The organism is Streptomyces violascens, from assembly GCF_014649955.1.
Taxonomy (GTDB): Bacteria; Actinomycetota; Actinomycetes; order Streptomycetales; family Streptomycetaceae; genus Streptomyces; species Streptomyces violascens.
Window position 1 is genome coordinate 204291 of the sequence record NZ_BMUA01000005.1, and the last position, 22533, is coordinate 226823.

The window sequence follows — 22533 nt, forward strand, 5'->3', positions numbered from 1 at the left end:
CCCCCGTTCATGATTCCTTCCCCATCGCCGATCCGTTGTCCTCCTCGATCTCGACGGCCTGGTCGAGGAAGCGGGCGAGCAGGACGACCACCGCGCAGGCGACCTCCATGCCGACCGCCGCGTTGAGCAGCGGTACGGTCCCGCCGGACGCCAGGGTGTTGAACGTTCCGTACGGGAGCAGGGTGTTGGCGAGGAACGCCGAGCCGCCGAGGAGGCCCGCGACGCCGAGGACGAGGTAGGCGGCCTCGCCCGCCGCGTCCCCCACCTCGTACGTCCCGACCGGCCGGATCTTCTCCAGGGCGCGGTAGTCCGCCCCGATGTAGAGCAGGTGCAGCGCGGTCGCCACGACCACCCCGCCCTGGAATCCGCCGCCGGGGCTGAGCTGCCCGTGTGCGACGACGTACAGGCCGGTCAGGAGGGCGACGGGGAGCATGATCAGCGCGTAGCGGCGTACGGGTGGGGCGACCTCGGCCGGGGCGGGTGGCACTTCGCGCTCGTCGCGGGTCTGGCGCAGCAGGACGACGGTGCCGAGCACCGCGCCGAACAGGATGGTCTCCTCGCCCAGGGTGTCGAAGGCCCGCAGGTCGAAGTTGACGGAGGAGATGACGTTCGCGGTGTGCCGGGCGAGGGCCGCCGAGACGGCCCGTTCGCCGTACGGGTGCACCGCGCCTCCGAAGTGCGGGAGCCGCGCATAGCCGGCGACGAGCAGGACGGCGACCGCGAGCCCGCCCGTCGCGAGGACCCACATGCGCATCCGTCGGCTCATCGGTCACCGCCCTCGTGCTGTCCCCGGCGCCGTACCTTGCGCACGGACAGCAGAATGAGCAGGGGCGTCAGCGCCGAGCCCACCGCGAGCTGCGACAGGCCCACGTCCGGTGCCTGGACGACGGTGAAGAGGACCGCGAGGGCGAGGCCGAGCACCGCGAGCACCAGCGCCTGGCGGGCCGGGTCGCGCACCGCCACGGCGGCGGTCGCCGAGGCGGCGACGAGCAGCAGTGAGACCAGGGTCAGGGCGTCAGTCACGGGTCGACGCCCCCGCCCCGGGAAAGCCGCCCGCGAGCGCCCGGGAGGCGATCACGTTCCCGGCCACGAGCAGCACCCCGATCAGCACGAGCTTCACTGTCGCGCGGCCCGGACCGGTGGCCACGCACATCGCGACCACGATCACGGTCGCCGCCGAAGCTGCCACCACCGTCAGCAGGTTGGCGTGCGGCGGATCGTCGCCGAGGTCGTCCGCGAGCAGCCGCGCGTACACCAGCGTGCCGGCCGGGCCGAGGACGGCGAGGACCAGCGCGAGATCGACGTAGGACGGCCGGACGTACGCCTGGGAGAGCAGCAGCATCACCAGACACACCACCGACGTACCGAAGTTCTGCGCGACGACCCGGCGCTCCAGCGGGCCAGTCGCAACGCCCCACACCACCGGGCCGAACCCAGCGGCGAGCAGGACCGTCGCGGCCACCAGCCAGCCGTTCACCGGCCGCTCATCGCCCGGCGCGCGGCCTGGGCGGCAACTGCCGCGAGCAGCGCGGCCGACGCCCCGACCAGGTACTCCAGGGCGTCGACCGTGCTGATGAGCACGAGCCACGCGCCCGTCAGGAGCAACCACCATGCGAGGACTTCGGCGGCCACGGCCGCTGCTCGACCCATCCGTGCATCACCTCGACACCCGACCCGGAATCACCTTTTTGGCCCGATTTAATGTGCTTCCTCATCAAAGCACCGCCGACAGGCGGGCCGCCGACGGCGCGCTGTGCCGGCGCTTTCGGGGAGCGCCCCCGAGAACCGGTGCTCGCGCGGCCAACCAGTACCCGGCATGTCCTCGGTCAATCACCCGGCCGAGTGGAAGGCGATCGCGGCCGCCGCCGCTCCCCGCAGTCAGCCGGATGGCGGGTGCCGGGACCGGCATACAAGGCCACCAGCGGGATACCTGGCTAGGGTCGGAGCTGGAAGAGGCCGGCTCCGGCAGCCGCCGCTGCCGTGCCGCGCGGGGCGGCCGCTCCACGCGGCGGCGCAGATCCCGTCCCGGCCTCGAAGAGAGGTACTGGCAGATGCACCCATCGCCTCGCCTGCGCCTCACCCCCGCCGGGCGGACAGGGGGGCCGCGATGACGTCCGCCGAACCCGACGGGGACGGGAACCACGAGCCGGCCGGGACGTCCTCCGTCGGGCCGGCGTCGCGGACCGGGCGAGCGCGGCGGACGAGGATCGTGGTCGGCGGCAGGTCCTGGTTCGCCATCGGCTTCGCCGTCGGCCTGGGCGCGACACTCGCGTGGCTGACCGTACAGACCGTCCTCGAAGTCGGCAGCCTCCTGACTCTGCTGCTCCTCTCCATGTTCCTCGCGCTCGCCCTTGAGCCCGTCGTCGCCTGGCTCACCCGCCACCGGGTGCGCCGCAGTTGGGCCGTCCTGCTGGTCCTGATCGTCCTGCTGGCGTTCTTCGCGGGATTCCTCGCGCTCGTCGTGCCCCCGGTCACCGACGAGGTCAACGCGCTGGTCAAGGCGGTGCCCGGCTGGCTGAAGCAACTGCACGACCACAACTCGACGCTCGGCAAGTTCGAGGACCGCTACCACGTCGTCGCCAAGGTCAAGCAGCAATTCTCCAACGGCGGCGCGGCGGGCCTCGCGGGCGGACTGCTCGGCGCCGGCCGGGTGGTCGTCGGGGCGGTGACCTCGGCCGTCGTCGTCATCGTCGTGACGGTGTACGTGATGGCGTTCCTGCCGTCCCTGAAGGCCTTCTGCCTGCGCTTCGTCGCGGCCCGCAAACGCCCGCACGCCCGGGCCGTCACCGACGAGATCCTCAACCGGGTGGGCCGCTACATGCTCGGCAACGTGGTCACCTCGGTGATCGCGGGGCTCGCCACGTTCCTCTGGTGCGCGGTCACCGATGTCCCCTACCCCGCCGCACTCGGGGTCTTCATCGCGCTGATGGACCTCATCCCCATCGTCGGCACCACCATCGGCGGCCTCGTCGTCAGCCTGGTGGCGCTTTCGGTGTCACTGCCCGTGGCGCTCGCGACGGCGGGCTTCTACGTCGCGTTCCGGGTCGCCGAGGACTACTTGATCGTGCCCCGCGTGATGAAGTTCGCCGTCGACGTCCATCCTCTGGTCACCGTCGTCGGCGTGCTGCTCGGTGGCGCGCTGCTCGGCATCGTCGGAGCCCTGGTCGCCATCCCGGCCGCCGTCGCCATCGGCCTGATCCTGGACGAACACGTCTTCTCGCGTACCGACGCGTCCTGAAGCGGCGGAGCGGGCTCAGATCCGGCTGTCGCTGTATCCGCACACCCACGCCAGGGCGTCGTGCACGCCGCGCGTGAAGTCCCTGAGGCCCGCCTCGGTGGTGGGGTCCTCCAACTGGACGACGGCCGCGTCCACCTCGGCGGTCAGCACCCGCAGATCCGGTACGAGGCGGACGGCCGTGCCCGTGACCGGCGCGCGACCTGCGCGCCCCGTGGCCCAGCGGTAGGCGGCGGCCGCGCCGAGGGCGAACTGTGCGGGCGCCTCGGACCGCGCCGTCAGGTACTTGAGCGCCAGGTCCACATCGGTGCGCAGCCGGACGCCGATCAACGGCGTCCGGTCGTCGCGCGCGGCCCAGTTCTCGGGTGCGAACCCATCCTCGGGTGCGGTCACATCACTCACCTCTGCATGCTGGTCGTGGCTCTGGGGGTCTATAGGAGCGGGTACCCAGCGAGCGACGATATCGGCATGTCCTTTGCGGCCCATCCGGAGCGCCGGTGCGGCGCCGAGCCGCAGCGCATGACGTACGGACCCGGGCCGTACGGCTTCCCACCCTGCCCCGAAGCGGCTGCTCGGGCACCTATTACCCTGGCCGAATGACGATGCACACGGTGAGTGTTGACGCGATGATCGAGGACCTCAGGGCGCTGGTCGAGGTCGAGTCCCCGTCGCGTGATCACGACGCCCTGGCGGCATCGGCGAAGACGGTCGCCGCCGTCATCGAGAGCCGGCTCGGCGGGCATGCCGTACTCGTCGAGAGCGAAGCCGGGCCGCACGTCCACTGGTCGGGCGGCGGCGAACCCAAGGTGCTGATCCTCGGCCACCACGACACCGTGTTCCCGCTCGGCACCCTGGCACGCCGCCCCTTCAAGGTCGAGGACGGGCACGCGACCGGGCCCGGGGTCTTCGACATGCTGGGCGGTCTGGTGCAGGCCGTTCACGGCCTGGCGGTGCTGGAGGACCGGACCGGAGTCGAGATCCTGGTCACCGCCGACGAAGAGGTCGGCTCGGGGTCCTCGCGCGCGCTCATCGAGGAGCGTGCCCTGGCCTGCGGTGCGGTGCTCGTCTTCGAGGGCGCCTCCGACGGGGGTGGCCTCAAGACCGGCCGCAAGGGCTGCGGCACGTTCCAGGTCTCCATCGCGGGCCGCGCCTCGCACGCGGGCCTCGAACCCGCCGCCGGGGTCAACGCCTTGATCGAGGCGGCCCACCAGGTCCTGGACATCGCGGCGCTCGGGCGCCCCGAGATCGGCACGACCGTCACCCCGACCGTCGCGGCCGCCGGAACGCTCGACAATGTCGTACCCGCCGAGGCGACCGTCGTCGTCGACGTCCGGGTCGAGACGGCCGAGGAGAAGGAGCGGATCGAAGCCGCCTTCGCCGCGCTGACTCCGCATCTCGACGAGGCGCGGATCACGGTGGAGGGCGGGGTCCGGCGGCCCCCGATGCCCGAATCGGCGTCGGCCGAACTCTTCGCGGTGGCTCAGCGGCTGGTGCCCGGTATCGAGGGCAGGGCGGTCGGCGGCGGAAGCGACGGCAACTTCACTGCGGCCCTCGGGGTGGCGACCCTCGACGGCCTCGGAGCGGTCGGAGGCGGTGCCCATGCCGACCACGAGTACCTGGTGGTCGACGCCATGGCCGAGCGGGCGCACCTGGTCGCCGGACTGGTGAAGGCAATACAGAACAAGTAAGCACACGGCACTACATGGAGGCCCGTCTGCCTTCGTCGGTGGCGGCACCCTCGGCCAGGGCGCGGGGAAGTGTGTCGAGCACGGTGAAGGTGTCGTCGAGGCGGACGATCCGCAGTATGTGGGATATGCGAGGCGTGCCGCGTATCAGGCGCAGCACACCGCCCCGGTGAGTCACATGTTCGCGTACCGCCAGGAGCAGCCGGATGCCGCCGGCGTCGAGGAAGGTCACCGCACGCAGATCCAGGATCACATCGGTGTCGGCCCGGCACACCAACGCGTGGATGCGCGGGCCCAGTTCATGATGGGCCAGCATGTCCAGCTCGCCGTGCAGTTCGATGATGGTGGTGCCGCCCACGGTGCGAGTCCGCAGCCAGAAGGCGAGTTCGTCTGCGCCCACGTCGCGCCTGCCTGTCTCTTGTGTTCCGGGTGCATGAATACCGCGCCAACACTCGGAAAATCTCACTCTCCGTGACCCTCTCGTGGGTCGCGAAGGGGAGCCGAATCGCAAAGCCCCTGGTAGTCCTCATGCCCCGATGATCTGAGGAACTCACCTGTGTGACGTTCTGTAATGGTGCGAGTTTCGGACAAGATTGCCCGACGGGCGTCCGGTGGGTGCGGCTCAACCCGCGTACGGGTCCGCGGCCTTGCCCGGCCCGGCCAGGAACGCGAAGTCGCACCCGGTGTCGGCCTGGGTGATCTGGTCACCGTACAGGACCCCGTAGCCGCGTTCGTGCCGTACGGGCGGAGCGGCCCAGGCGATGCGTCTTTTCTCCAACTCTCCATCCGGGATGTTCAGTTGAAGGCTGCGGGACTCGACGTCGAGGGTGATGGAGTCTCCCGTGCGGACCAGCGCGAGGGGGCCGCCGACGTACGACTCCGGTGCGATGTGCAGCACGCACGTGCCGTACGAAGTGCCGCTCATGCGGGCGTCGGAGATGCGCACCATGTCGCGTACCCCCTGCTTGAGGAGGTAGCCGGGGATGGGCAGCATGCCGTACTCGGGCATGCCGGGGCCGCCCTTGGGGCCCGCGTTGCGCAGCACGAGGACGTGGTCGCGGGTGAGGGCCAACGACGGGTCGTCGATGGTGCGTTGGAGGGTGCGGTAGTCGTCGAAGACCATCGCGGGACCGGTGTGTTTGAGCAGGTGCGGTGTGGCGGCGATGTGCTTGATGACCGCGCCGTCCGGGCAGAGGTTGCCGCGCAGCACCGCGACCCCGCCCTCGGCGGCCAGTGGCCTCGAACGCGGCCGGATCACGTCGTCGTTGTGCACGAGTGCCCCCGCGAGCTGTTCGCGCAGTGTGCCGTGCGCGACCGTGGGCCGGTCCAGGTGGAGCACATCAAAGAGCCGGGACAGGAAGCCGGGCATTCCGCCCGCGAAGTGGAAGTCCTCCATCAGATACCGGCCGCCGGGGCGGAGGTTGGCGAGAACCGGCACCGTGCGGGCGATCCGGTCGAAGTCGTCGAGCGTGAGCCGCACCCCGGACCGCCCGGCCATCGCGATCAGATGGATGACCGCGTTGGTGGAGCCTCCGAGGGCGAGCACCGTGGCCACCGCGTCCTCGTACGCCTCGGCCGTCAGAATCCGCGACAGCCTCAGGTCCTGGCGTACGAGTTCGACGATGCGCAGCCCGCTCGCTGCGGCCATCCGGTCGTGGCCGGAGTCGACGGCCGGAATCGAGGACGCGCCCGGCAGGGTGACGCCGAGGGCCTCGGCCGCAGCCGTCAGCGTCGAAGCCGTGCCCATCGTCATGCAGTGCCCGGGCGAACGCGCCAGCCCCTGTTCCAGCTCGGCGAGTTCGCCGTCGCCGATCAGCCCGGCACGCCTGTCGTCCCAGTACTTCCACATGTCCGTGCCGGACCCGAGGACCTCGTCGCGCCAGTGCCCGGGCAGCATGGGGCCGGCGGGCACGAACACGGTCGGCAGGTCCGCCGAGGCCGCCCCCATCACCAGCGCGGGCGTCGACTTGTCGCAGCCGCCGAGCAGGACGGCACCGTCGACGGGGTAGGAGCGGAGCAGCTCCTCCGTCTCCATCGCGAGGAGATTGCGGTAGAGCATCGGCGTCGGCTTCTGGAAGGTCTCCGAGAGGGTGGCGACCGGGAATTCCAGGGGAAAGCCGCCCGCCTGCCACACCCCGCGCTTCACCGCCTGTGCCCGCTCGCGCAGATGTACATGGCAGGGGTTGATGTCGGACCAGGTGTTGAGGATCGCGATGACGGGCTTGCCCAGGTGCTCCTCGGGCAGATAGCCGAGCTGGCGGGTGCGGGCCCGGTGCGAGAACGCCCGCAGCCCGTCGGTCCCGTACCACTGATGACTGCGCAGCTGCTCCGGCCGTACGGTCATGTCCCCCACCCGGAGATCAGGTCGGCGACCAATGCCCGCTGCTCTTGGGGGAGTTCGTGACTGGGCGGGCGGATGTCGCGGCGGCACAGCCCGAGCGCCGCGAGGGCCTCCTTCACCACCGCCACGTTGTCGGCCGACTGCTGGGCGGCGCGCAGCTCCTCGAACAGCCTGATCCGCTCCCAGAGCTTCATCGCCGCCGGCCAGTCGCCCGCGCGCAGATCGGCGAGCAGTTCGAGGGAGAGGGACGGGGCGACATTGGCGAGGCCCGAGGTGAAGCCGGTGGCACCGACCGCGAAGTAGGAGGGGGCATACAGCTCGGCAAGACCGGCAATCCAGACGAACCGTTCGAGCCCGGCGTCGCGGGCGAACGCGGCGAACCGGGTCGCGTCCGAGACCGCGTACTTCACGCCGATGACGTTCGGGCACAACGCACCCAGTCGTGCCAGGAGTTGGCCGCTCAGTCGCGGGTTTCGTACGTACGGGATGACACCCAGCTCGGGCACGGCGTCGGCGATGGCTCGGTGATAGTCGCCCCAGCCGTCCTGGGAGACATAGGGGTGTACGGGCTGATGCACCATCACCATCTGGGCGCCGGCCGCCCGCGCCTGCTCGGCGGAGGCGATCGCGGTCGGCAGGTCCAGGCCGACACCGGCCAGGACCGAGGCCCGTCCGGCAGCCTCGTCGCACGTCAACTCCGTCACGGCCATGCGCTCTTGGGGGCTGAGGGCGTAGAACTCGCCGGTGTTCCCATTGGGTGTGAGGGTGCGGATGCCGCTGGCGAGCAGCCGGTTGAGCAGGGCGCGGTGCGCGGCGGTGTCGAGGGTGTCGTCGGCGGTGAAGGGGGTGACGGGGATTGCCACGACATCGGCGAGCGCGTCCCGCTGGGCGGTGAAGTCGGGGCTGCTCATGCGTCGTCCTTGCCGGAAGGCTGATCGGTGTCCTCGGGGAATGCCCGTCGGATGAACGACCCGATGTGGTCGTGCAGGGCGCGGGCCGCACCGTCCGCGTTCCCATCCAGGGCGAGGCGCAGGATCTCGCGGTGCTCGGCCGCCTCCCGCTCCCACGACGGCTGGGCGGCCCATGCCACGGCCGACACCAGGGCGGCCTGATCGCGGACCTCGTCCAGCACCCGGGTCAGCAGGAGATTGCCGCACGGAACGTACAGCGCACGGTGGAACTCCCGGTTGGCCAGGGCACGTTCGGCCCTGTCCTCCGCGCGTTCGGCACGGTCCAGCGCCTCCTGGGCCGCTTGCAGCGGGACTTCGCGGGCGACGGTGCGGCGCACCGCCTCCGGTTCGAGCAGCAGCCGTACGTCGTACACCTCGCGGGCCATGTCGGCGTCGACCCGGCGGACGGCGACGCCCTTGTACTGGCTCATCACCACCAACCCGGTCCCGGCGAGCGTCTTGAGCGCCTCCCGCACCGGGGTCTTCGACACCCCGAACTGGGCGGCCAACTCCGCCTCGACCAGGGCCTGGCCGGGGCGGAGCGCGCCCGTGAGGATGGCGTGCCGGATCGCGTCGAGGACGAACTGGGTGCGGGAGGGGATGGGGGTGGGTGTGAAGGACATGGAGGGCGCCCTCGGATCTCGCGTCTCATATATGACGTACGAAGTGCGACGCGATGAAGCTAGATCCGGGCCCGGGTTTCGTCAATGCTTCATGCAACTCCTTTGACGTATCCGGGTGTTGAGGTTTGCGTGAGCGTTCGACTTAGCCTCCATTGAGCAGGTTGGGCGCCGCGCTGGCGAGTACGGATGTGACGCGCTCCCATGTCTCCAAGTCGCGCTCCATTGGCGGGAGTTCGGCGCCGTGACCGGACCCCCAGTCCTGGGCGATCGCGACCGGATCGACGCCTGACGCGGCCGATGCGGCGAGTGCGGCCGCGCCGATGGCCACCAGTTCCGTGCCGCTCGGGACGACGAGGGGCCGTCCCGACAGGCGGCGCACCGTCTCGACCCAGGTGCGGCCCCGGGCGCCGCCGCCGATGAGGCGCAGTGGCCTGGCGGCGACGGCGGGGGAGTCGGGGGCGAGGCCGCAGGCGCGCAGGACCTCGTCCAGCGCGCGCAGGACGGTGACCGCGGCGCCCTCGTAGGCGGCGCCCAGGAGTTGCTGCGGTGTGGTGGCGTGGCGCAGGCCGGTGAGCAGCCCGGCGGCGTTGGGGAGATCGGGGGTCCGTTCGCCGTCGAGGTAGGGCAGGAGTACGGCCTCGCCGCCGGGTGCCGCGTCGTCGCGGTCGAGGTCGAGCAGGGTGGCGATGCGGTCGACGGCGAGCGTGCAATTGAGGGTGCAGGCCAGCGGGAGGTAGCCACCGTCGGCCGCGGCGAATCCGCTGAGCGCGGGGTTGGCGGGCCGGGTGCGGGTCGCGGCGAAGACCGTGCCGGAGGTGCCGAGGCTGAGTACGGGGAGGTCCAGGAGTCCTGCGCCGCCGAGCCCGAGGCCCACGGCCGCGCTCATGTTGTCACCGGTCCCGGCGGCCGCGGCGACACCGGGCGGCAGCCCGAGAGCGTCGGCGGCGGACGCGGTGAGGGTGCCGACGCGGGTGCCGCCGGTCGCTGCCACGGAGGGCAGCAGCCCGGCGTCCATGCCGATGAGTTGGAGGATCTCGGGGTCGTACGCCCCGGTCGCCGTGGAGTACCAGCCGGTGCCGGAGGCGTCGCCGGGGTCGGTGGTGGCGACGCCGGTGAGCCGTTCGGTAAGGAAGTCGTGGGGCAGGCGAACTGCCGCACAACGGGCCGTAGTCGATGGCTCGTTGTCACGCAGCCAGCTCCACTTGGCGGCGGTCACCGCGGCGACTGGTACCGAACCGGTGCGCGCGGTCCAGGCGTGCGGGCCTCCGAGCGCCGCGGTGAGGACGGCGGCCTGCGGGGCCGAGCGGGTGTCGTTCCACAGCAGGGCCGGGCGCAGCGGCCGGTGGTCCGGACCCAGGATCACCAGGCCGTGCTGCTGCCCGGCGACCGCGATGCCGGTGACGGCGGACGCCGGGGCGCCCGACTCCTTCAGCCCGGCGGCGACGGCCTCCCGCAGCGCCTGCCACCACTGCTCCGGGTCGGACTCGCGGGCTCCCGCCGAGCCGTCGACGCGGTGCGGGGCGCGGCCGACGGCGAGCGTCCTTCCGGTGGCCGCGTCGGCGAACAGGGCCTTCGTGGACTGAGTGGAACTGTCCACGCCGATGACGACCGGGCTGTGCGGCATCCGGGCACCTCTTTTGCGGGGTTGGAGGGGCGGGAGTGATTTGGGTGCGAGAGCAACAAATGAGGTGCACCGGTGCACCAAATTAGGCGAAGCCTCGGGGTTACGGAAGCAGTCATGATCGTGCAGTATTTGCCAGGTAAGAAAACAAATAACTCCGGCAGGAGTCGGACGGACCCGCGTGAAGGTGGCGAAGAGGATGACGGAACGCTTCACCCCGACCCCCGAGGACAAGTTCTCCTTCGGTCTGTGGACCGTGGGCTGGCAGGGGCGCGACCCGTTCGGCGACGCGACCCGCGCCGCCCTGGACCCGGTCGAGTCGGTCCAGCGCCTCGCCGAGCTCGGCGCGTACGGTGTGACTTTCCACGACGACGACCTGATCCCCTTCGGCTCCTCGGACACCGAGCGGGAGTCGCACATCAAGCGGTTCCGGCAGGCGCTCGACGCGACCGGGTTGGTCGTGCCGATGGCCACGACGAACCTCTTCACGCACCCGGTCTTCAAGGACGGCGCGTTCACGGCCAACGACCGTGACATCCGCAGGTACGCCCTGCGCAAGACGCTGCGCAACATCGATCTGGCCGTGGAGCTGGGCGCGCACACCTACGTCGCCTGGGGCGGTCGGGAAGGCGCGGAATCGGGCGCCGCGAAGGACGTACGCGTCGCTCTCGACCGGATGAAGGAGGCCTTCGATCTCCTCGGCCAGTACGTCACCGAGCAGGGCTACGACCTGCGCTTCGCCGTCGAACCCAAGCCCAACGAGCCGCGCGGCGACATCCTGCTGCCCACGGTCGGGCACGCGCTCGCGTTCATCGAGCGGCTGGAGCGCCCGGAACTGGTCGGCGTGAACCCGGAGACCGGGCACGAGCAGATGGCCGGGCTCAACTTCACGCACGGCATCGCGCAGGCCCTGTGGGCGGGCAAGCTCTTCCACATCGACCTGAACGGCCAGTCCGGCATCAAGTACGACCAGGACCTGCGCTTCGGCTCCGGCAACCTGCGCGACGCGTTCTGGCTTGTGGACCTGCTCGAATCCGCCGGCTACACGGGCCCGAGGCACTTCGACTTCAAGCCGCCGCGCACCGAGGACATGGCCGGGGTGTGGGCATCGGCAGCCGGCAACATGCGCAACTACCTGATCCTGAAGGCGCGTTCGGCCGCCTTCCGAGCCGACCCCGAGGTGCGCGAGGCCCTGCGCGCGGCCCGCCTGCACGACCTGGCCCGCCCCACCGCCGAGGACGGCCTCGCCGGACTGCTCGCGGACCGGACCGCCTTCGAGGACTTCGACGCCGAGGAAGCGGGCGAGCGGGGCATGGCCTTCGAGCACTTGGACCAACTGGCCCTGGACCACCTGCTGGGCGCCCGCTGAAACGGCCTGCCCCACGTGCCGTCCGCAGGATTGGGGAGGGCTGCACCTGCAGCAGATGACGGCGTTCGGCCTGCCCAGGGTCCGGTCCGCTCAGGGCTGTTCGGCCCACTCGGCCGCACATGGCATGCAGGTGCGAGTCAGCACGCGAGTGGTACTGCCGTCCTTCTCGGTCACGTCCCGGACGGGCTCGAAGCCGATCCCGGCCAGCAACCTCAGCGAGGCGGTGTTCGGTTCGGCCACGGTGGCGTGGACCTCGGTCAGGCCGAGTGTGCCGAAGCCGTACGTGACCAGGGCCTCGGCCACCTCCGTCCCCAGGCCCGAGCCCCATGCCGAGGGGGCCAGCGCGTAGATGATTTCGTGGCCCCGGACCACATCGGTCGGCTTGATCTCGGCGTGCCCGATCAGCAGGCCGTCCCTGCGAACGGCCCAGACATCGAACAGCTCCTGGGCGTAGACCTTCGTGAAGATCCGCCCGAACAGAGCGCGGTCCTCGGCCTCGGTGGTCGGCCCGTCGCCCATCCACTGCGACACCCTCCCGTCCTGGAACAGCGCCGTGAAGCCCTCTTCGTCCTCGGGGGCATAGGGCTCCAGGAGCAGTCGCTCAGTGCGCAGAGTCGGGGTCATGGACGGCGACGGTACGCACCGGACACCGGGCCCGCAATCCACTTTCACCAGCGTGAACGTCGGGTCGTGACCCACCTCGGCCCGGCGCGGGTCGGCCACGGTTGCCCGGATGGGAGCCATGCCTAGCATGTGCATCGTGAATCTTCAGAAGCTGATGGCACAACAGACAGGCCTTCGCGACGTCCCGGCCGTGGCGGCGGGTTGCTCGGTGGCAGGCGCTCGTACGACAGCCACCCTCGGGCCGGACACCGTGACCGCGGAATCCTGTTTCCGGATCGCGTCGCTGACGAAAGTCTTCACCTCCACGGCACTGCTCCGCACCCTGCGGGACCAGGGGGTGCCACTGGACACCCCTGTGGTCGAACTGCTCCCCGGCCTCGCGCCGGACTGGCGGGCCGACAGCAGTATCAGCGTGGCGCAGATCCTGGGTCAGGTCTCCGGTCTGCGCGAATCGGTGGACGGGGGGACGGCGGCCGCGCTGGGCGACGGGGACGGCGCGCTCCTGGAGGCCGCCCGGCTCGTGGTCCGCGCGGGGAACGAGCGGGAGCCGGGCCGGCAGTGGTCGTACTACAACGGCAACTACTTCCTCGCCGGCTCGGTCCTCGCGGCCCTGAACGGCACGACCTACGAGAACGCGTTGGAAGGAAGCCTGCTCGGACCCTGGGGCTTCGCGCGGACGGGTTTCGAGACCCCGGCGACGTCCGACACCGTCACCGGGTGGAGCGGCACGACCCGCCTCCCGCCGCTCGGGTACCCCCGCGCCCGTCGGCCCAGCGGTGGCCTGTGGTCCTCGGTGCGGGATCTGCTGGCCGTCGGCGAGGGCCTGCTCGGGGACCGGGCCCTCCTGGAGGAGATCCGCCGTCCGCGTACGCGGCCCGACGACCCCATGCCCTACGGACTCGGATGGGCGCTGGGCCCGTCGGGCCAGATGTATCTCAACGGACGGCTGCCCGGCTACCGGGCCGCCATGGTCCTGATCCCGGACCGGGACCATGTGAGCGTGGCCCTCGCCAACCAGGAGACCGCCCTGCCAGCCTTGGCGCGCCTGCTCAGCGACATGCAACAACCCCTGACGGGGGACGACATGGCCAAGGCGGTCGACGAATTCGCGGCGTGACGTCCATCTTGCCCCGCTGCCCGCTGCCCGCTGCCTCAGCCCGGGGCGGACGTCCTTCGTCGCTCACTGCTCGCCGCTGAAGCGCCACGCTTCGATGTCGCGGTAGTGGATGGGTCCCGGGCCCCGTCCGATGTTGCTCGCCACCAGGTGCAAGCGTTCGGCTTCCCACTCCCGACCGCCGAAGCCGGCGAGGTCGGAGGCCACGTTCACCACGCTGGAGGGATCGTCGCGGCGGGACCGGGCGAGTGTCAGATGGGGACGCAGCGGCCGGTCCTCGAAGACGACGCCGCACTCCTTGACCACGCTGCGGACATCGGCCGTGAGCCGGTGCAACCCGTCGAGGTCGCCATCGATCCCGCTCCACAGCACCCGCTCGTCGAAGTGCCCGCCGCCGCGCAGCGACAGCCGCAGGGGACGGCGCGCTGCCGCGAGATCCGCGAGGGGCTGCTGGAGGAGCGGGGCGGTTTCGACCGGGAGCTCGCCGAGGAAGGCCAGCGTGATGTGCCAGTCCTCGATGCGGTTCCACCGCAGGCGCGGGTACGCCTCGTAGGCGGGCCGCAGCGCTCGCGCCAGCTCTTCCTTCGCGTCGTCGGGCGGGGCGAGCGCTATGAAAACGCGGACGGTCGCGGGCTGAATCTGTTCGTTCACGTAGCACTTCGTACACCACGGGCCGCGTGAACGGTCGCAGGCCCCTGCCCCGCATGCTTCAGAGGGCCCGCACGCGTCAGGACGCCTGCCCGCGTCACGAAGGCCGCCCGCCTTCATCCACCGGTGGGCCGACCGGAACCATGTGGCAGGGTGGCGGCCATGGTCAGGACAGCACAGCCGCCTGTGTACACCTGCCGAACCGAGGCGCGCACCTCCGCCGCACCCGTCACACACAGAGGAGTCCCATGTCCGTCGTGATCCGACAGCCGGGCGTCGTCCTGACCGACCATCTCTTCCAGGTGCCGCTGGACCACGATGTACCGCAGGGCGAGCAGATCGAGGTGTACGCCCGTGAGGTCGTCGCGGCCGGCAAGGAGCGCGCGGAACTCCCCTGGCTGCTCTACCTCCAGGGCGGTCCCGGCGGGCGGGCGGCCCGTCCGGTGGGCCGGGACACCTGGCTGGACCGGGCACTGGAGGACTACCGGGTCCTGCTCCTGGACCAGCGCGGCACGGGACGCTCGACCCCGGCGACCCGGCAGACCCTGCCCCTGCGCGGCAGCGCCGCGGCGCAGGCCGAGTACCTCTCCCACTTCCGCGCCGACTCGATCGTCCGCGACGCCGAACTGATCCGCCGTCAGCTGCTCGGTGACGAGGGACGGTGGAGTCTGCTCGGCCAGAGCTTCGGCGGCTTCTGCACCCTCACGTACCTGTCTCTGGCCCCCGAGGGGCTGCGCGAGGCGCTGGTCACCGGCGGTCTGGCGGGTCTGCGCAGCAGCGCGGCGGATGTGTACCGGGCGGCCTACCCTCGGGTCGCCCGCAAGAACGCCGCCCACTACGCGCGCTACCCCGAGGATGTCGAGGCCGTGCGCCGGGTCGCCGAGCACCTGCTCGCCGCCCCCGCCGAGCTGCCCGGCGGTGGCCGGTTGACCGTGCGGGCCTTCCAGTCGCTCGGCCTGATGCTCGGCACCGGCAACGGCTCCGACCTCCTGCACTACCTGCTTGAGGACGCCTGGGTCCATGGCGTCTCCGGGCCCGAGCTGTCCGACACCTTCCTGGCGGGCGTCCAGTCGAAGCTCTCGTTCGCCGAGGGCCCGCTCTACGCCGTACTGCACGAATCCATCTACGGGCAGCGGTCGGTGGACCCCGGGCCGACCGGCTGGGCCGCCGAGCAAGTACGCGCGGAATTCCCCGAGTTCGACGCGGCTCAGGCGCTGACGGGCGACGCCCCGATGCTGTTCACCGGAGAGATGATCTATCCCTGGATGTTCGAGACCGACCCGGCGTTGCGCCCACTGCGAGAGACGGCAAACCTGCTGGCCGGCCGCACGGACTGGCCCGACCTGTACGCCCCCGACGCCCTGGCGGCCAACCGGGTCCCGGTGTTCGCAGCCGTCTACCACGACGACATGTACGTGGACACCGCCGACTCGCTGGCCACCGCCGACGCGGTACGCGGCCTGCGGACGTGGGTGACCAACGAGTGGGAGCACGACGGCCTGCGAGTCAGCGACGGCAAGGTTCTGGACCGGCTCATCGGCATGGCCCAGGGGCGGCTGTAGGGCAACCGACCGGGAGAACCAGCCCGTGCCGAGCGCCGCGAATGGCGGGCAACTCGGGCTCGGAGCAGGGGGGTTGGGAAGCTGGGTGCCGTAGTTCGTGGCCGTTCAGTCAGAGGGAACACTCGCCCGCCCTGCTCACGGAGCTTCGGCGTCTCGGCGCGTACCCATCGATCGTCGGCATGAGTGACGACGACCCAGGGCGACCGGGGGCTCCGTGAAGGCGGGGGTGTTCATGGGACGGTTCCTTGCACGTGGCCCTTGCCTGCGCCGAGCCGGTCCGCTCGGGTCAGTAGAGGCTGGAGAAGAGCACGGCCACGAACCGGGCCGGTTCGTCGGTGTCGTTGCGGAAGCTGTGCGGATAGCCGGCCGACCACTGGGCACAGTCGCCCGCGCGCAGTTCGTGGTCGCTGCCGTTGTACCGGGCGATCACGGTGCCCTCGGTCATCACGATGAGATCGGAACCCTCGTGCTGGAGATCCTCCAACAGGCCCGAGTGCGGCTCGAAGTCGGCGGTGAGGACCTGGTACCCGAGTTCGGGCAGGCGCTGCACGCGGTAACGCACACCGGGGGCCCGGTCGAACGACTCCTGGTCCTTCGCGGGAAAGACGGACGGCGTGGAACGCCCCCGTGAGAAGCCCAGGAACGAACCCACGTCGTGCCCGAAGACCTTGGCCAGGCGGCCGAGCCGCTCCAGGGCGATGTCGGTCTCACCACGTTCGAGGGCGGCGAGGAACGACACCGAAAGGCCGCATTCGGCCGCGACCTGACGCAAAGACATGTCTTTGTGGGTACGGAGCCGGCGGAGCACCTCACCGGGGCGCGGGAAGCCCAGCTCGGGGTCGCGGGCTGCCGAGCCGGGGGAGGGTTCCGGCGGCGGGGGAATGCTCATGGATGCATCCTAGAGAGGCGTCGGGCCCTGACGGGCGGGGAGCAGGGGCCGGCGTCCTCGGCCGGGCCGAGCAGGCCGGAGCGGGTGATGAGGACGCCGAGTTGAAAACGGCTCCGCGCCCCCAGCTCCTGGTAGAGCTTGGCGATGTGGTTGCGGCAGGTGCGCACGCTGACCCCGAGGCGCCGCGCGATCATCGCATCGGTCTGCCCCTCCGCGAGGAGCACGACGATGGTCCGGCGCATGCCGGAGAGCGACTCGCCGGCCTGGGCCGCGCGGATTCGACCGTCGAAGGGCATCGCGGTCACCCACATCCGCTCGAACACCTCCGACATGAAGTGCACGATGCCGGGCTGTGAGACGGCCACGGCGCTCTGCCCGTCGGCGCGGGGAATCAGCGCGGTTTCCCGGTCGAAGACCACCATGGGAGAGAGGGGGCCGCTCGACATACGGGCTTCCCCGCCTCCGTCGATGGGGCGCGCCACGCCCGTGCGGGTCGCCGTGCCGTGGCGCGCGGTGTGCCGAAGGATCGTCCGTACCTTGACGCCGCGCTCAAGGAGCGAGGCGAGTGGCTCCGTCATCTCAAGGAGAGTGCTGTCGGGCCGCCGGCCGTCGCCGGTCCGGGCGAGCAGGAGCTCGTGGCGGCACCTCGTCGCGGACGTCACGAGCCAGTCGCGGATGGCGTTCACGCCGATGACGGGCCGGCAGCCGTCGGAGGCGTACGCGGTGAGCGTCTCGGCGGTCCTAGTCGGGCTCAACGCCTCCTCGCTGACCGCGAGTCGGCAGAGCCCTTCCTGATCTCGGTCTTGCGCCTCGGTCAACTGGCGTGCTTGCCGCGGATCAAGGTCTGTGTTCATCGATCCCCCAGTCGTGTCCCGGTGTGCAGCTTGCTGCAAGTAGGGCTGTGGCCCATGCGCTTGGACAGTATCTTGCACTAGCGTGCGTTTTAAAGCACAGACCGCACAGATGCCCCGCTCCACGCGGCGAACCGAACGACGGTGGGCCGTGGAGCCTCACAGAGCGCCGGGAGATGCCATGCGTGTGAACCAGACCGCGACGTCGGACGGGACCCGATCACTGCCACCGGCTCCGAGCCCCGCTCCTGCCGGGAAGGGCGCCCAGAGTGGCTGGGACGTGGTCGCCCGGGTGGCCCTGGTGGTGGTGTGGAGCTCCGGCTTCATCTCCGGAAAGCTCGGCCTGCGCCACGCGTCCCCGTGCACGTTCGCCGGTCTGCGCTTCGCGCTGGCGGGCGGGGTGCTGCTCGCGATCGGGCTGGTCCTCCGTCAAAAGATGCCCAGAAGCGGCGAGTTGGGCCATCTGCTGGTGGCCGGTGTGCTCGTCCAAGGAGTGCAGTTCTCCAGCATCTATGTCGCCATGGACCGCGGGGTGCCCTCCGGTCTCGCCGCGCTGGTCATCGCGCTGTACCCGCTGGCCGCCTCGCTCATCGCCATACCCGTACTCCATGAACGGGTCACGCGTGGCCAGTACTTCGGGCTGTTTCTCGGCCTCGGCGGGGTGGTGCTCGCCGTCTCGGAGAGCCTTACTCCCGGCGGCGATCACCTGGTGGGCATCGCCTTCCTCTTCCTCGGACTGCTCGGCATCTCACTCGGCACTGTCTACCAGCGGCGTTTCTGTGCGGGGATGGAGCCGGTGATGGGCAACGCGGTCCAGTTGCTCGCCGCCGCCGTTGCCGCGCTGGTGCCCGCGTTCCTCGTGGAAGGGTTCGACGTCACCTTCAGCGCCGGGTACTGGCCGGCGCTGCTGTGGGCGGCGTTCGTGAACTCCGTCGTCGGTGTGGGGCTGCTCTACGGCCTGCTCCGGCGCCACGGGACGAGTCAGGTGAGCAGCCTCTTCCATCTGGTGCCGATGGTGACCGCCGGCCTGGCCGCGCTCATGCTCGGACAGCACCTCGGCCCGCACACCCTGGGCGGCCTGGTCCTCGCCACCGCCGGCACGCTGCTCGCCAACCGGGTACGCGGATTTCGCCGTGACCAGTAGGACGTCGGCGACCGGCTCGATCCCGGTGAGGTCCGCCTCCACTGATGCATGACGCTCCATGCCCCTTCTGCCCCATGCCCCCAAAGGGAGGACGACACCCCATGAGCAACGTCGCGGTCATCAATTACGGCCAGAAGCTCGACTACGCGGCCATGCTGCCCGAACTGGTCGACCGGCTCCAGGTGTTCAGCCACCACGAACTGAAGAGCACGGAGTCCTTCGCGCGGTACGAATACGTCGAGAACTGCGAGGCCGTTCCCTACGCGGAACTCATGATCCGGCGCCTGGCCCGGGAAAGGCCGTTCACGCACATCGTCACGGACAACGAGTACGACCTGGAGCGGGTCGCGCGGATACGTGAAAGCCTGGGAATTCCGGGCCAGTCGACGAAAAGTGCTCTGTCGTTCCGGGACAAGGCGGTGATGAAGGAGGTCGCGAGCCGTACCGTCCCGACGGCTGCCTTCGCCCGTCTCGACTCCGTCGTCGAACTCACCGGATTCATCGAGGAGTTCGGCTATCCGGTGGTGGTCAAGCCGGTCAAGCAGGGTGGTTCGCGTGACATTTCGGTGCTGCGCGGCGAGGACGACCTGCTGGCGTTCAGCAGGACCCCCTGGCGTGAGGACCTCATGGTGGAGGACTTCATCGAGGGGCAGATGTACCACGTGGACGCGGTGCTGGGCGACGGCTTCCGCTTCGTGGCGTCCTCGCGCTATCTGCGCAGCTGTCTCGGCGTGTTCTCCGGAGAGAACAGCGGATCATTGCAGCTGCGCCGGGAGGATGCCTTCGCGAAAAGGCTGGAGGAGTTCCTCGACCGGACACTCGACGCGTTCGATGTTCCGCCCACGAGCGCCTATCACCTGGAGGTTTTCCACACGCCGGACGACGAACTGGTGCTGTGCGAAATCGCCTCACGTGTCGGCGGCGACCGCATCCCCGCACTGACCCGGGCCACGTACGGGGTGGATCTGCACACCGCCGCACTGCGGCTGTCCTGCGGCCTCCCCGTGGACCCGCCGGTGACCACGCCGCCCGCCGAGGTGCACGGCTCCATCTCGATCCTGCCGCAGGGCCGCCGTGTGTCGCCGCCCGGCAGGCCGCCGTTCCCGTGGGTGACCCACTACGAGGTGAACGAGCAGCTCGCGCCGGACGCGGTGACGCTACACAGCGCATCCCATCTGTGCTTCGCGATCGTGCGGGGCGCCGACACGGCAGAGGTCGAGAAGCGCCTCTTCGAGACCGAGGCGTGGTTGATGGCGCGGCTGGCGGTCAGGGAGAGCGCTGGGCCCGGGTGGCCGGAGAGCTGAAAAAAAGTTTGGTCCGCGATGTCGAGAACCCGAGTCCGGCTCCGTCCCAGGGGTGAACGCGGCCAAGATGGTCGCACCAGGACCAAGGAGAAGACTGATGGCCAAGTACTTGCTGCTGAAGCACTACCGCGGCGCCCCGGCCTGCGCCAACGACGTTCCCATGGACCAGTGGACGCCGGAGGAGATCTCGGCGCACATGCGGTACATGCAGGACTTCGCGGACCGGTTGGAGAAGACCGGCGAGTTCGTCGACGGTCAGGCGCTCGCCCCCGAGGGGACATGGGTCCGGTACGACGGTGAGGGCCGCCCGCCGGTCACCGACGGCCCCTTCGCCGAGACCAAGGACCTGATCGCCGGCTGGATGGTCATCGACGTCGACAGCTACGAGCGCGCCGTCGAACTGGCCGGGGAACTGTCCGCGGCTCCGGGCGCGGGCGGGAAGCCGATCCACGAGTGGCTGGAGCTGCGCCCCTTCCTGGCCGCGCCGCCCACGATCACGGAGTGCCCCCACACGTGACTTCCACGCTGAACGAGGCCCTGCTCAGGAGCCTCACGCCGAGCGTGCTCGGCATCCTCGTCCGCCGCGGAGCCGACTTCGCGGCGGCCGAGGACGCCGTGCAGGACGCGCTGGTCGAGGCGGTCCGCGTCTGGTCGGCCGAGCCGCCGCGGGACCCGAAGGGCTGGCTGGTCACCGTGGCCTGGCGCCGGTTCCTGGATGCGACCCGGGCGGACACCGCCCGGCGCCGGCGTGAGGAACTCCTCGACGAGGAACCGGCACCCGGGCCCGTGCCGGCGGCGGACGACACGCTCCAGCTGTACTTCCTGTGCGCCCACCCGTCCCTGACACCCTCGTCCGCGGTCGCGCTCACGCTGCGGGCCGTCGGGGGCCTGACCACCCGTCAGATCGCTCGGGCCTACCTCGTGCCCGAGGCGACCATGGCGCAGCGGATCAGCCGCGCCAAGCGCACTGTCTCGGGCGTCGGGGTATCCCCTGCTGGAGCGAAGTCGACGGCTTGGGGGAGGTTCGACCAGCCCGGCGATGTCGCCACCGTGCTGCGCGTCCTCTACCTCGTCTTCAACGAGGGCTACTCCGGCGACGTCGACCTCGCCGCCGAGGCCATCCGGCTCACCCGGCAGCTCGCGGCCGCCATCGACCACCCCGAAGTATCGGGTCTGCTCGCCCTCATGCTGCTCCACCATGCCCGGCGCGCCACCCGGACCGGGCCCGACGGCAGCCTCGTACCGCTCGCCGAGCAGGACCGCGGCCGGTGGGACACCGCGTCGATCGCCGAGGGCGTCGCGATCCTGCAGGCGGCCCTCGCCCGCGACCGGCTCGGCCAGTTCCAGGCCGAGGCCGCCATCGCCGCACTCCACGCGGACGCGCGCACCGCCGAGGAGACCGACTGGGTGCAGATCGTCGAGTGGTACGACGAGCTCGTGCGGCTGACCGACAGCCCGGTCGTCCGGCTCAACCGCGCGGTCGCCGTCGGCGAGGCCGATGGGCCGCGCGCCGGCCTCGCGGCGCTGGCGGAACTGGACGACTCCCTGCCCCGCCACACCGCGGTCGCGGCGTACCTCCACGAGCGCGAGGGAGACCTGGCGACGGCGGCCCGGCTGTACGCGGATGCGGCCCGAGCGGCCCCCAGCCTCGCCGAACGGGACTACCTCATGCGCCAGGCCGCCCGTCTCAACGCCCGCCTCAGAGGGTAGAGGGGGAGCGGCACCGGCGGCGGTCAACGGGCGCTCAGAGTGCTGCCCGTCGTGGCGTCGAGCAGCGAACGTGAGCCGACGGGCTGTCGCAAGGTGGTGCTGACGGGCCTCAGGCCGATGTATGCCGGACAGGCCTCGCCGCTCTTCCCGGTCGACTTCACCTTCAGCGTGAGGGAGACGCTCTTGCCCTTCTCCTGGGCCGTGAGCCAGGCGGACTGGCATCCGCCGACCTCTGTGGTCGTGGTGATCGTCCGGCCCTGGACGGTGACGGGCCGGCTGATGGGCCGTGCGGCCCCCGGGTCCGTGAGACTGCCGCAGCCGGGCAGCGCAAGGCCCGCCGTCAGGGCCAACAGCCCTGCCGATGCGTATCGCAGTCCTCTCCGCATGCACGTGGGACGCACCCCGCCCGGCCCTGGTTCCGCCGCTTCAGCTGCATCCCGACGCGGCAGGGGCCGACCCGCCTCAACGGGTCGGCCCCAAGGCCGGCGCTTACATGGGGGTCTCCGTCGGCTGGAACACCGCCAAGCCCAGCGACCAGAAGATCCAGCTGGGCAGCGTCACCGGCGCCGACGGGCCGTGGGGCGCGAGCGGCGGCGTCGGTCAGCGCAGCTCCGGCGGCTATTTGCTATTAAGGAGGCTGGGCCCTACAGGGCCCGACCACGGCCGGAGTCCAGTGTCATCACCGACTTCCGCGGCATCCGCACGTCGTACGCCCGGCGTGGGCACCCCCCCCGGAGAAGGCGAGGCAGGTCCGGCGGACGAGCATCGCGACCGGCGTGGTCGGCGTGGCGGTGTCCCTGTTCGCCTTCGCGGCAGAGGCGCACCACCTGCTCACCCACTGACCCTGCCAGGCGGCGCCGGCC

At 70.8% G+C, this 22533-nt stretch carries 24 protein-coding genes; 9 read left to right on the plus strand and 15 right to left on the minus strand.

Annotated features, from left to right (window positions below; all coding sequences use genetic code 11):
* Positions 1 to 7 precede the first annotated feature (7 nt).
* The 4 genes from IE206_RS14310 to IE206_RS14325 are packed head-to-tail and all read right to left on the minus strand — an operon-like array spanning position 8 to position 1650.
* Entirely contained in the window at positions 8 to 766 is a 759-nt protein-coding gene (locus tag IE206_RS14310) for an MnhB domain-containing protein (protein WP_189962506.1), read from the minus strand.
* The gene (locus IE206_RS14315) at positions 763 to 1023 is read right to left on the minus strand and encodes a Na(+)/H(+) antiporter subunit B (RefSeq protein WP_189962507.1); all 261 of its coding nucleotides are present in this window, start codon (positions 1021 to 1023) and stop codon (positions 763 to 765) included. The genes IE206_RS14310 and IE206_RS14315 overlap by 4 nt, the downstream gene beginning before the upstream one ends.
* On the minus strand, positions 1016 to 1477 hold the full coding sequence (locus tag IE206_RS14320) for an MrpF/PhaF family protein (RefSeq protein WP_189962508.1): 462 nt from the start codon (positions 1475 to 1477) through the stop codon (positions 1016 to 1018). Before IE206_RS14320 ends, IE206_RS14315 begins: the two co-directional genes overlap by 8 nt.
* The gene (locus IE206_RS14325; RefSeq protein ID WP_189962509.1) at positions 1474 to 1650 is read right to left on the minus strand and encodes a hypothetical protein; all 177 of its coding nucleotides are present in this window, start codon (positions 1648 to 1650) and stop codon (positions 1474 to 1476) included. The genes IE206_RS14320 and IE206_RS14325 overlap by 4 nt, the downstream gene beginning before the upstream one ends.
* Positions 1651 to 2107: 457 nt before the next feature.
* On the opposite strand from IE206_RS14325, the gene IE206_RS14330 reads away from it, so the two are divergent.
* Positions 2108 to 3238: an AI-2E family transporter gene (locus tag IE206_RS14330; protein ID WP_189962510.1), complete on the plus strand. Its 1131-nt coding sequence runs from the start codon at positions 2108 to 2110 to the stop codon at positions 3236 to 3238.
* Between the two features lie 15 nt (positions 3239 to 3253).
* Here IE206_RS14330 and IE206_RS14335 read toward each other — a convergent pair whose 3' ends face one another.
* Complete coding sequence (locus tag IE206_RS14335) at positions 3254 to 3628, minus strand: hypothetical protein (protein WP_226599481.1); 375 nt, start codon at positions 3626 to 3628, stop codon at positions 3254 to 3256.
* A gap of 203 nt (positions 3629 to 3831) precedes the next feature.
* Here IE206_RS14335 and IE206_RS14340 point away from each other — a divergent pair, with 203 nt between their 5' ends.
* The gene (locus IE206_RS14340; RefSeq protein ID WP_189962511.1) at positions 3832 to 4923 is read left to right on the plus strand and encodes a M20 family metallopeptidase; all 1092 of its coding nucleotides are present in this window, start codon (positions 3832 to 3834) and stop codon (positions 4921 to 4923) included.
* A gap of 10 nt (positions 4924 to 4933) precedes the next feature.
* On the opposite strand, the gene IE206_RS14345 is transcribed toward IE206_RS14340, so the two are convergent.
* The 5 genes from IE206_RS14345 to xylB form a co-directional block, all read right to left on the minus strand.
* Positions 4934 to 5320, minus strand: a complete 387-nt coding sequence (locus tag IE206_RS14345; protein WP_189962512.1) for an STAS domain-containing protein — start codon at positions 5318 to 5320, stop codon at positions 4934 to 4936.
* A 222-nt stretch (positions 5321 to 5542) separates the two neighbouring features.
* Entirely contained in the window at positions 5543 to 7264 is a 1722-nt protein-coding gene (araD, locus tag IE206_RS14350) for an L-arabinonate dehydratase (protein WP_189962513.1), read from the minus strand.
* Positions 7261 to 8172, minus strand: a complete 912-nt coding sequence (locus tag IE206_RS14355) for a dihydrodipicolinate synthase family protein (protein WP_189962514.1) — start codon at positions 8170 to 8172, stop codon at positions 7261 to 7263. The genes araD and IE206_RS14355 overlap by 4 nt, the downstream gene beginning before the upstream one ends.
* Positions 8169 to 8834: a GntR family transcriptional regulator gene (locus IE206_RS14360; RefSeq protein ID WP_189962515.1), complete on the minus strand. Its 666-nt coding sequence runs from the start codon at positions 8832 to 8834 to the stop codon at positions 8169 to 8171. Before IE206_RS14360 ends, IE206_RS14355 begins: the two co-directional genes overlap by 4 nt.
* Before the next feature lie 142 nt (positions 8835 to 8976).
* On the minus strand, positions 8977 to 10458 hold the full coding sequence (xylB, locus tag IE206_RS14365; RefSeq protein WP_189962516.1) for a xylulokinase: 1482 nt from the start codon (positions 10456 to 10458) through the stop codon (positions 8977 to 8979).
* Between the two features lie 196 nt (positions 10459 to 10654).
* On the opposite strand from xylB, the gene xylA reads away from it, so the two are divergent.
* Positions 10655 to 11824 carry a xylose isomerase gene (gene xylA / locus IE206_RS14370; RefSeq protein WP_189962517.1) on the plus strand — a complete coding sequence of 390 codons (1170 nt, stop codon included), beginning with the start codon at positions 10655 to 10657 and terminating at the stop codon, positions 11822 to 11824.
* Between the two features lie 90 nt (positions 11825 to 11914).
* Here xylA and IE206_RS14375 read toward each other — a convergent pair whose 3' ends face one another.
* On the minus strand, positions 11915 to 12448 hold the full coding sequence (locus IE206_RS14375; RefSeq protein ID WP_189962518.1) for a GNAT family N-acetyltransferase: 534 nt from the start codon (positions 12446 to 12448) through the stop codon (positions 11915 to 11917).
* Positions 12449 to 12584: 136 nt separating this feature from the next.
* On the opposite strand from IE206_RS14375, the gene IE206_RS14380 reads away from it, so the two are divergent.
* Positions 12585 to 13565: a serine hydrolase domain-containing protein gene (locus IE206_RS14380; protein WP_189962519.1), complete on the plus strand. Its 981-nt coding sequence runs from the start codon at positions 12585 to 12587 to the stop codon at positions 13563 to 13565.
* Between the two features lie 63 nt (positions 13566 to 13628).
* Here IE206_RS14380 and thpR read toward each other — a convergent pair whose 3' ends face one another.
* Entirely contained in the window at positions 13629 to 14213 is a 585-nt protein-coding gene (thpR, locus tag IE206_RS14385) for an RNA 2',3'-cyclic phosphodiesterase (RefSeq protein ID WP_226599480.1), read from the minus strand.
* Positions 14214 to 14458: 245 nt separating this feature from the next.
* Between thpR and IE206_RS14390 the strand changes: the two genes are divergently transcribed.
* Positions 14459 to 15772 carry an alpha/beta fold hydrolase gene (locus IE206_RS14390; RefSeq protein WP_189962521.1) on the plus strand — a complete coding sequence of 438 codons (1314 nt, stop codon included), beginning with the start codon at positions 14459 to 14461 and terminating at the stop codon, positions 15770 to 15772.
* A 286-nt stretch (positions 15773 to 16058) separates the two neighbouring features.
* On the opposite strand, the gene IE206_RS14395 is transcribed toward IE206_RS14390, so the two are convergent.
* Together IE206_RS14395 and IE206_RS14400 are read right to left on the minus strand one after the other, a co-directional pair.
* Positions 16059 to 16661: a cupin domain-containing protein gene (locus IE206_RS14395; protein ID WP_189962522.1), complete on the minus strand. Its 603-nt coding sequence runs from the start codon at positions 16659 to 16661 to the stop codon at positions 16059 to 16061.
* On the minus strand, positions 16658 to 17416 hold the full coding sequence (locus tag IE206_RS14400; RefSeq protein WP_189962523.1) for a helix-turn-helix transcriptional regulator: 759 nt from the start codon (positions 17414 to 17416) through the stop codon (positions 16658 to 16660). The genes IE206_RS14395 and IE206_RS14400 overlap by 4 nt, the downstream gene beginning before the upstream one ends.
* A 277-nt stretch (positions 17417 to 17693) precedes the next feature.
* Here IE206_RS14400 and IE206_RS14405 point away from each other — a divergent pair, with 277 nt between their 5' ends.
* The 4 genes from IE206_RS14405 to IE206_RS14420 all read left to right on the plus strand — a co-directional run bounded on the left by IE206_RS14405 (position 17694) and on the right by IE206_RS14420 (position 21670).
* Positions 17694 to 18656: a DMT family transporter gene (locus IE206_RS14405; RefSeq protein WP_189962524.1), complete on the plus strand. Its 963-nt coding sequence runs from the start codon at positions 17694 to 17696 to the stop codon at positions 18654 to 18656.
* A 101-nt stretch (positions 18657 to 18757) separates the two neighbouring features.
* A complete protein-coding gene (locus IE206_RS14410) occupies positions 18758 to 19960 on the plus strand; it encodes an ATP-grasp domain-containing protein (RefSeq protein ID WP_189962525.1) in 1203 nt (400 codons plus the stop codon).
* A gap of 97 nt (positions 19961 to 20057) precedes the next feature.
* Positions 20058 to 20477, plus strand: coding sequence for a YciI family protein (locus IE206_RS14415; protein WP_189962526.1), 420 nt, complete (start codon positions 20058 to 20060; stop codon positions 20475 to 20477).
* A gap of 8 nt (positions 20478 to 20485) precedes the next feature.
* Complete coding sequence (locus IE206_RS14420; protein ID WP_189962622.1) at positions 20486 to 21670, plus strand: RNA polymerase sigma factor; 1185 nt, start codon at positions 20486 to 20488, stop codon at positions 21668 to 21670.
* Positions 21671 to 21693: 23 nt separating this feature from the next.
* Here IE206_RS14420 and IE206_RS14425 read toward each other — a convergent pair whose 3' ends face one another.
* Positions 21694 to 22020, minus strand: coding sequence for a hypothetical protein (locus tag IE206_RS14425; protein WP_189962527.1), 327 nt, complete (start codon positions 22018 to 22020; stop codon positions 21694 to 21696).
* Positions 22021 to 22533 lie beyond the last annotated feature (513 nt).

Bases quoted from the DNA above. Each gene is read 5' to 3' on its own strand.
- xylA (WP_189962517.1), top strand. From the start codon at position 10,655: ATGACGGAACGCTTCACCCCGACCCCCGAGGACAAGTTCTCCTTCGGT.
- araD (WP_189962513.1), bottom strand. From the start codon at position 7,264: ATGACCGTACGGCCGGAGCAGCTGCGCAGTCATCAGTGGTACGGGACC.
- IE206_RS14405 (WP_189962524.1), top strand. From the start codon at position 17,694: ATGCGTGTGAACCAGACCGCGACGTCGGACGGGACCCGATCACTGCCA.
- IE206_RS14375 (WP_189962518.1), bottom strand. From the start codon at position 12,448: ATGACCCCGACTCTGCGCACTGAGCGACTGCTCCTGGAGCCCTATGCC.
- IE206_RS14360 (WP_189962515.1), bottom strand. From the start codon at position 8,834: ATGTCCTTCACACCCACCCCCATCCCCTCCCGCACCCAGTTCGTCCTC.
- IE206_RS14395 (WP_189962522.1), bottom strand. From the start codon at position 16,661: ATGAGCATTCCCCCGCCGCCGGAACCCTCCCCCGGCTCGGCAGCCCGC.
- IE206_RS14410 (WP_189962525.1), top strand. From the start codon at position 18,758: ATGAGCAACGTCGCGGTCATCAATTACGGCCAGAAGCTCGACTACGCG.
- xylB (WP_189962516.1), bottom strand. From the start codon at position 10,458: ATGCCGCACAGCCCGGTCGTCATCGGCGTGGACAGTTCCACTCAGTCC.
- IE206_RS14415 (WP_189962526.1), top strand. From the start codon at position 20,058: ATGGCCAAGTACTTGCTGCTGAAGCACTACCGCGGCGCCCCGGCCTGC.
- IE206_RS14390 (WP_189962521.1), top strand. From the start codon at position 14,459: ATGTCCGTCGTGATCCGACAGCCGGGCGTCGTCCTGACCGACCATCTC.
- IE206_RS14325 (WP_189962509.1), bottom strand. From the start codon at position 1,650: ATGGGTCGAGCAGCGGCCGTGGCCGCCGAAGTCCTCGCATGGTGGTTG.
- IE206_RS14340 (WP_189962511.1), top strand. From the start codon at position 3,832: ATGACGATGCACACGGTGAGTGTTGACGCGATGATCGAGGACCTCAGG.
- IE206_RS14330 (WP_189962510.1), top strand. From the start codon at position 2,108: ATGACGTCCGCCGAACCCGACGGGGACGGGAACCACGAGCCGGCCGGG.
- IE206_RS14310 (WP_189962506.1), bottom strand. From the start codon at position 766: ATGAGCCGACGGATGCGCATGTGGGTCCTCGCGACGGGCGGGCTCGCG.
- IE206_RS14355 (WP_189962514.1), bottom strand. From the start codon at position 8,172: ATGAGCAGCCCCGACTTCACCGCCCAGCGGGACGCGCTCGCCGATGTC.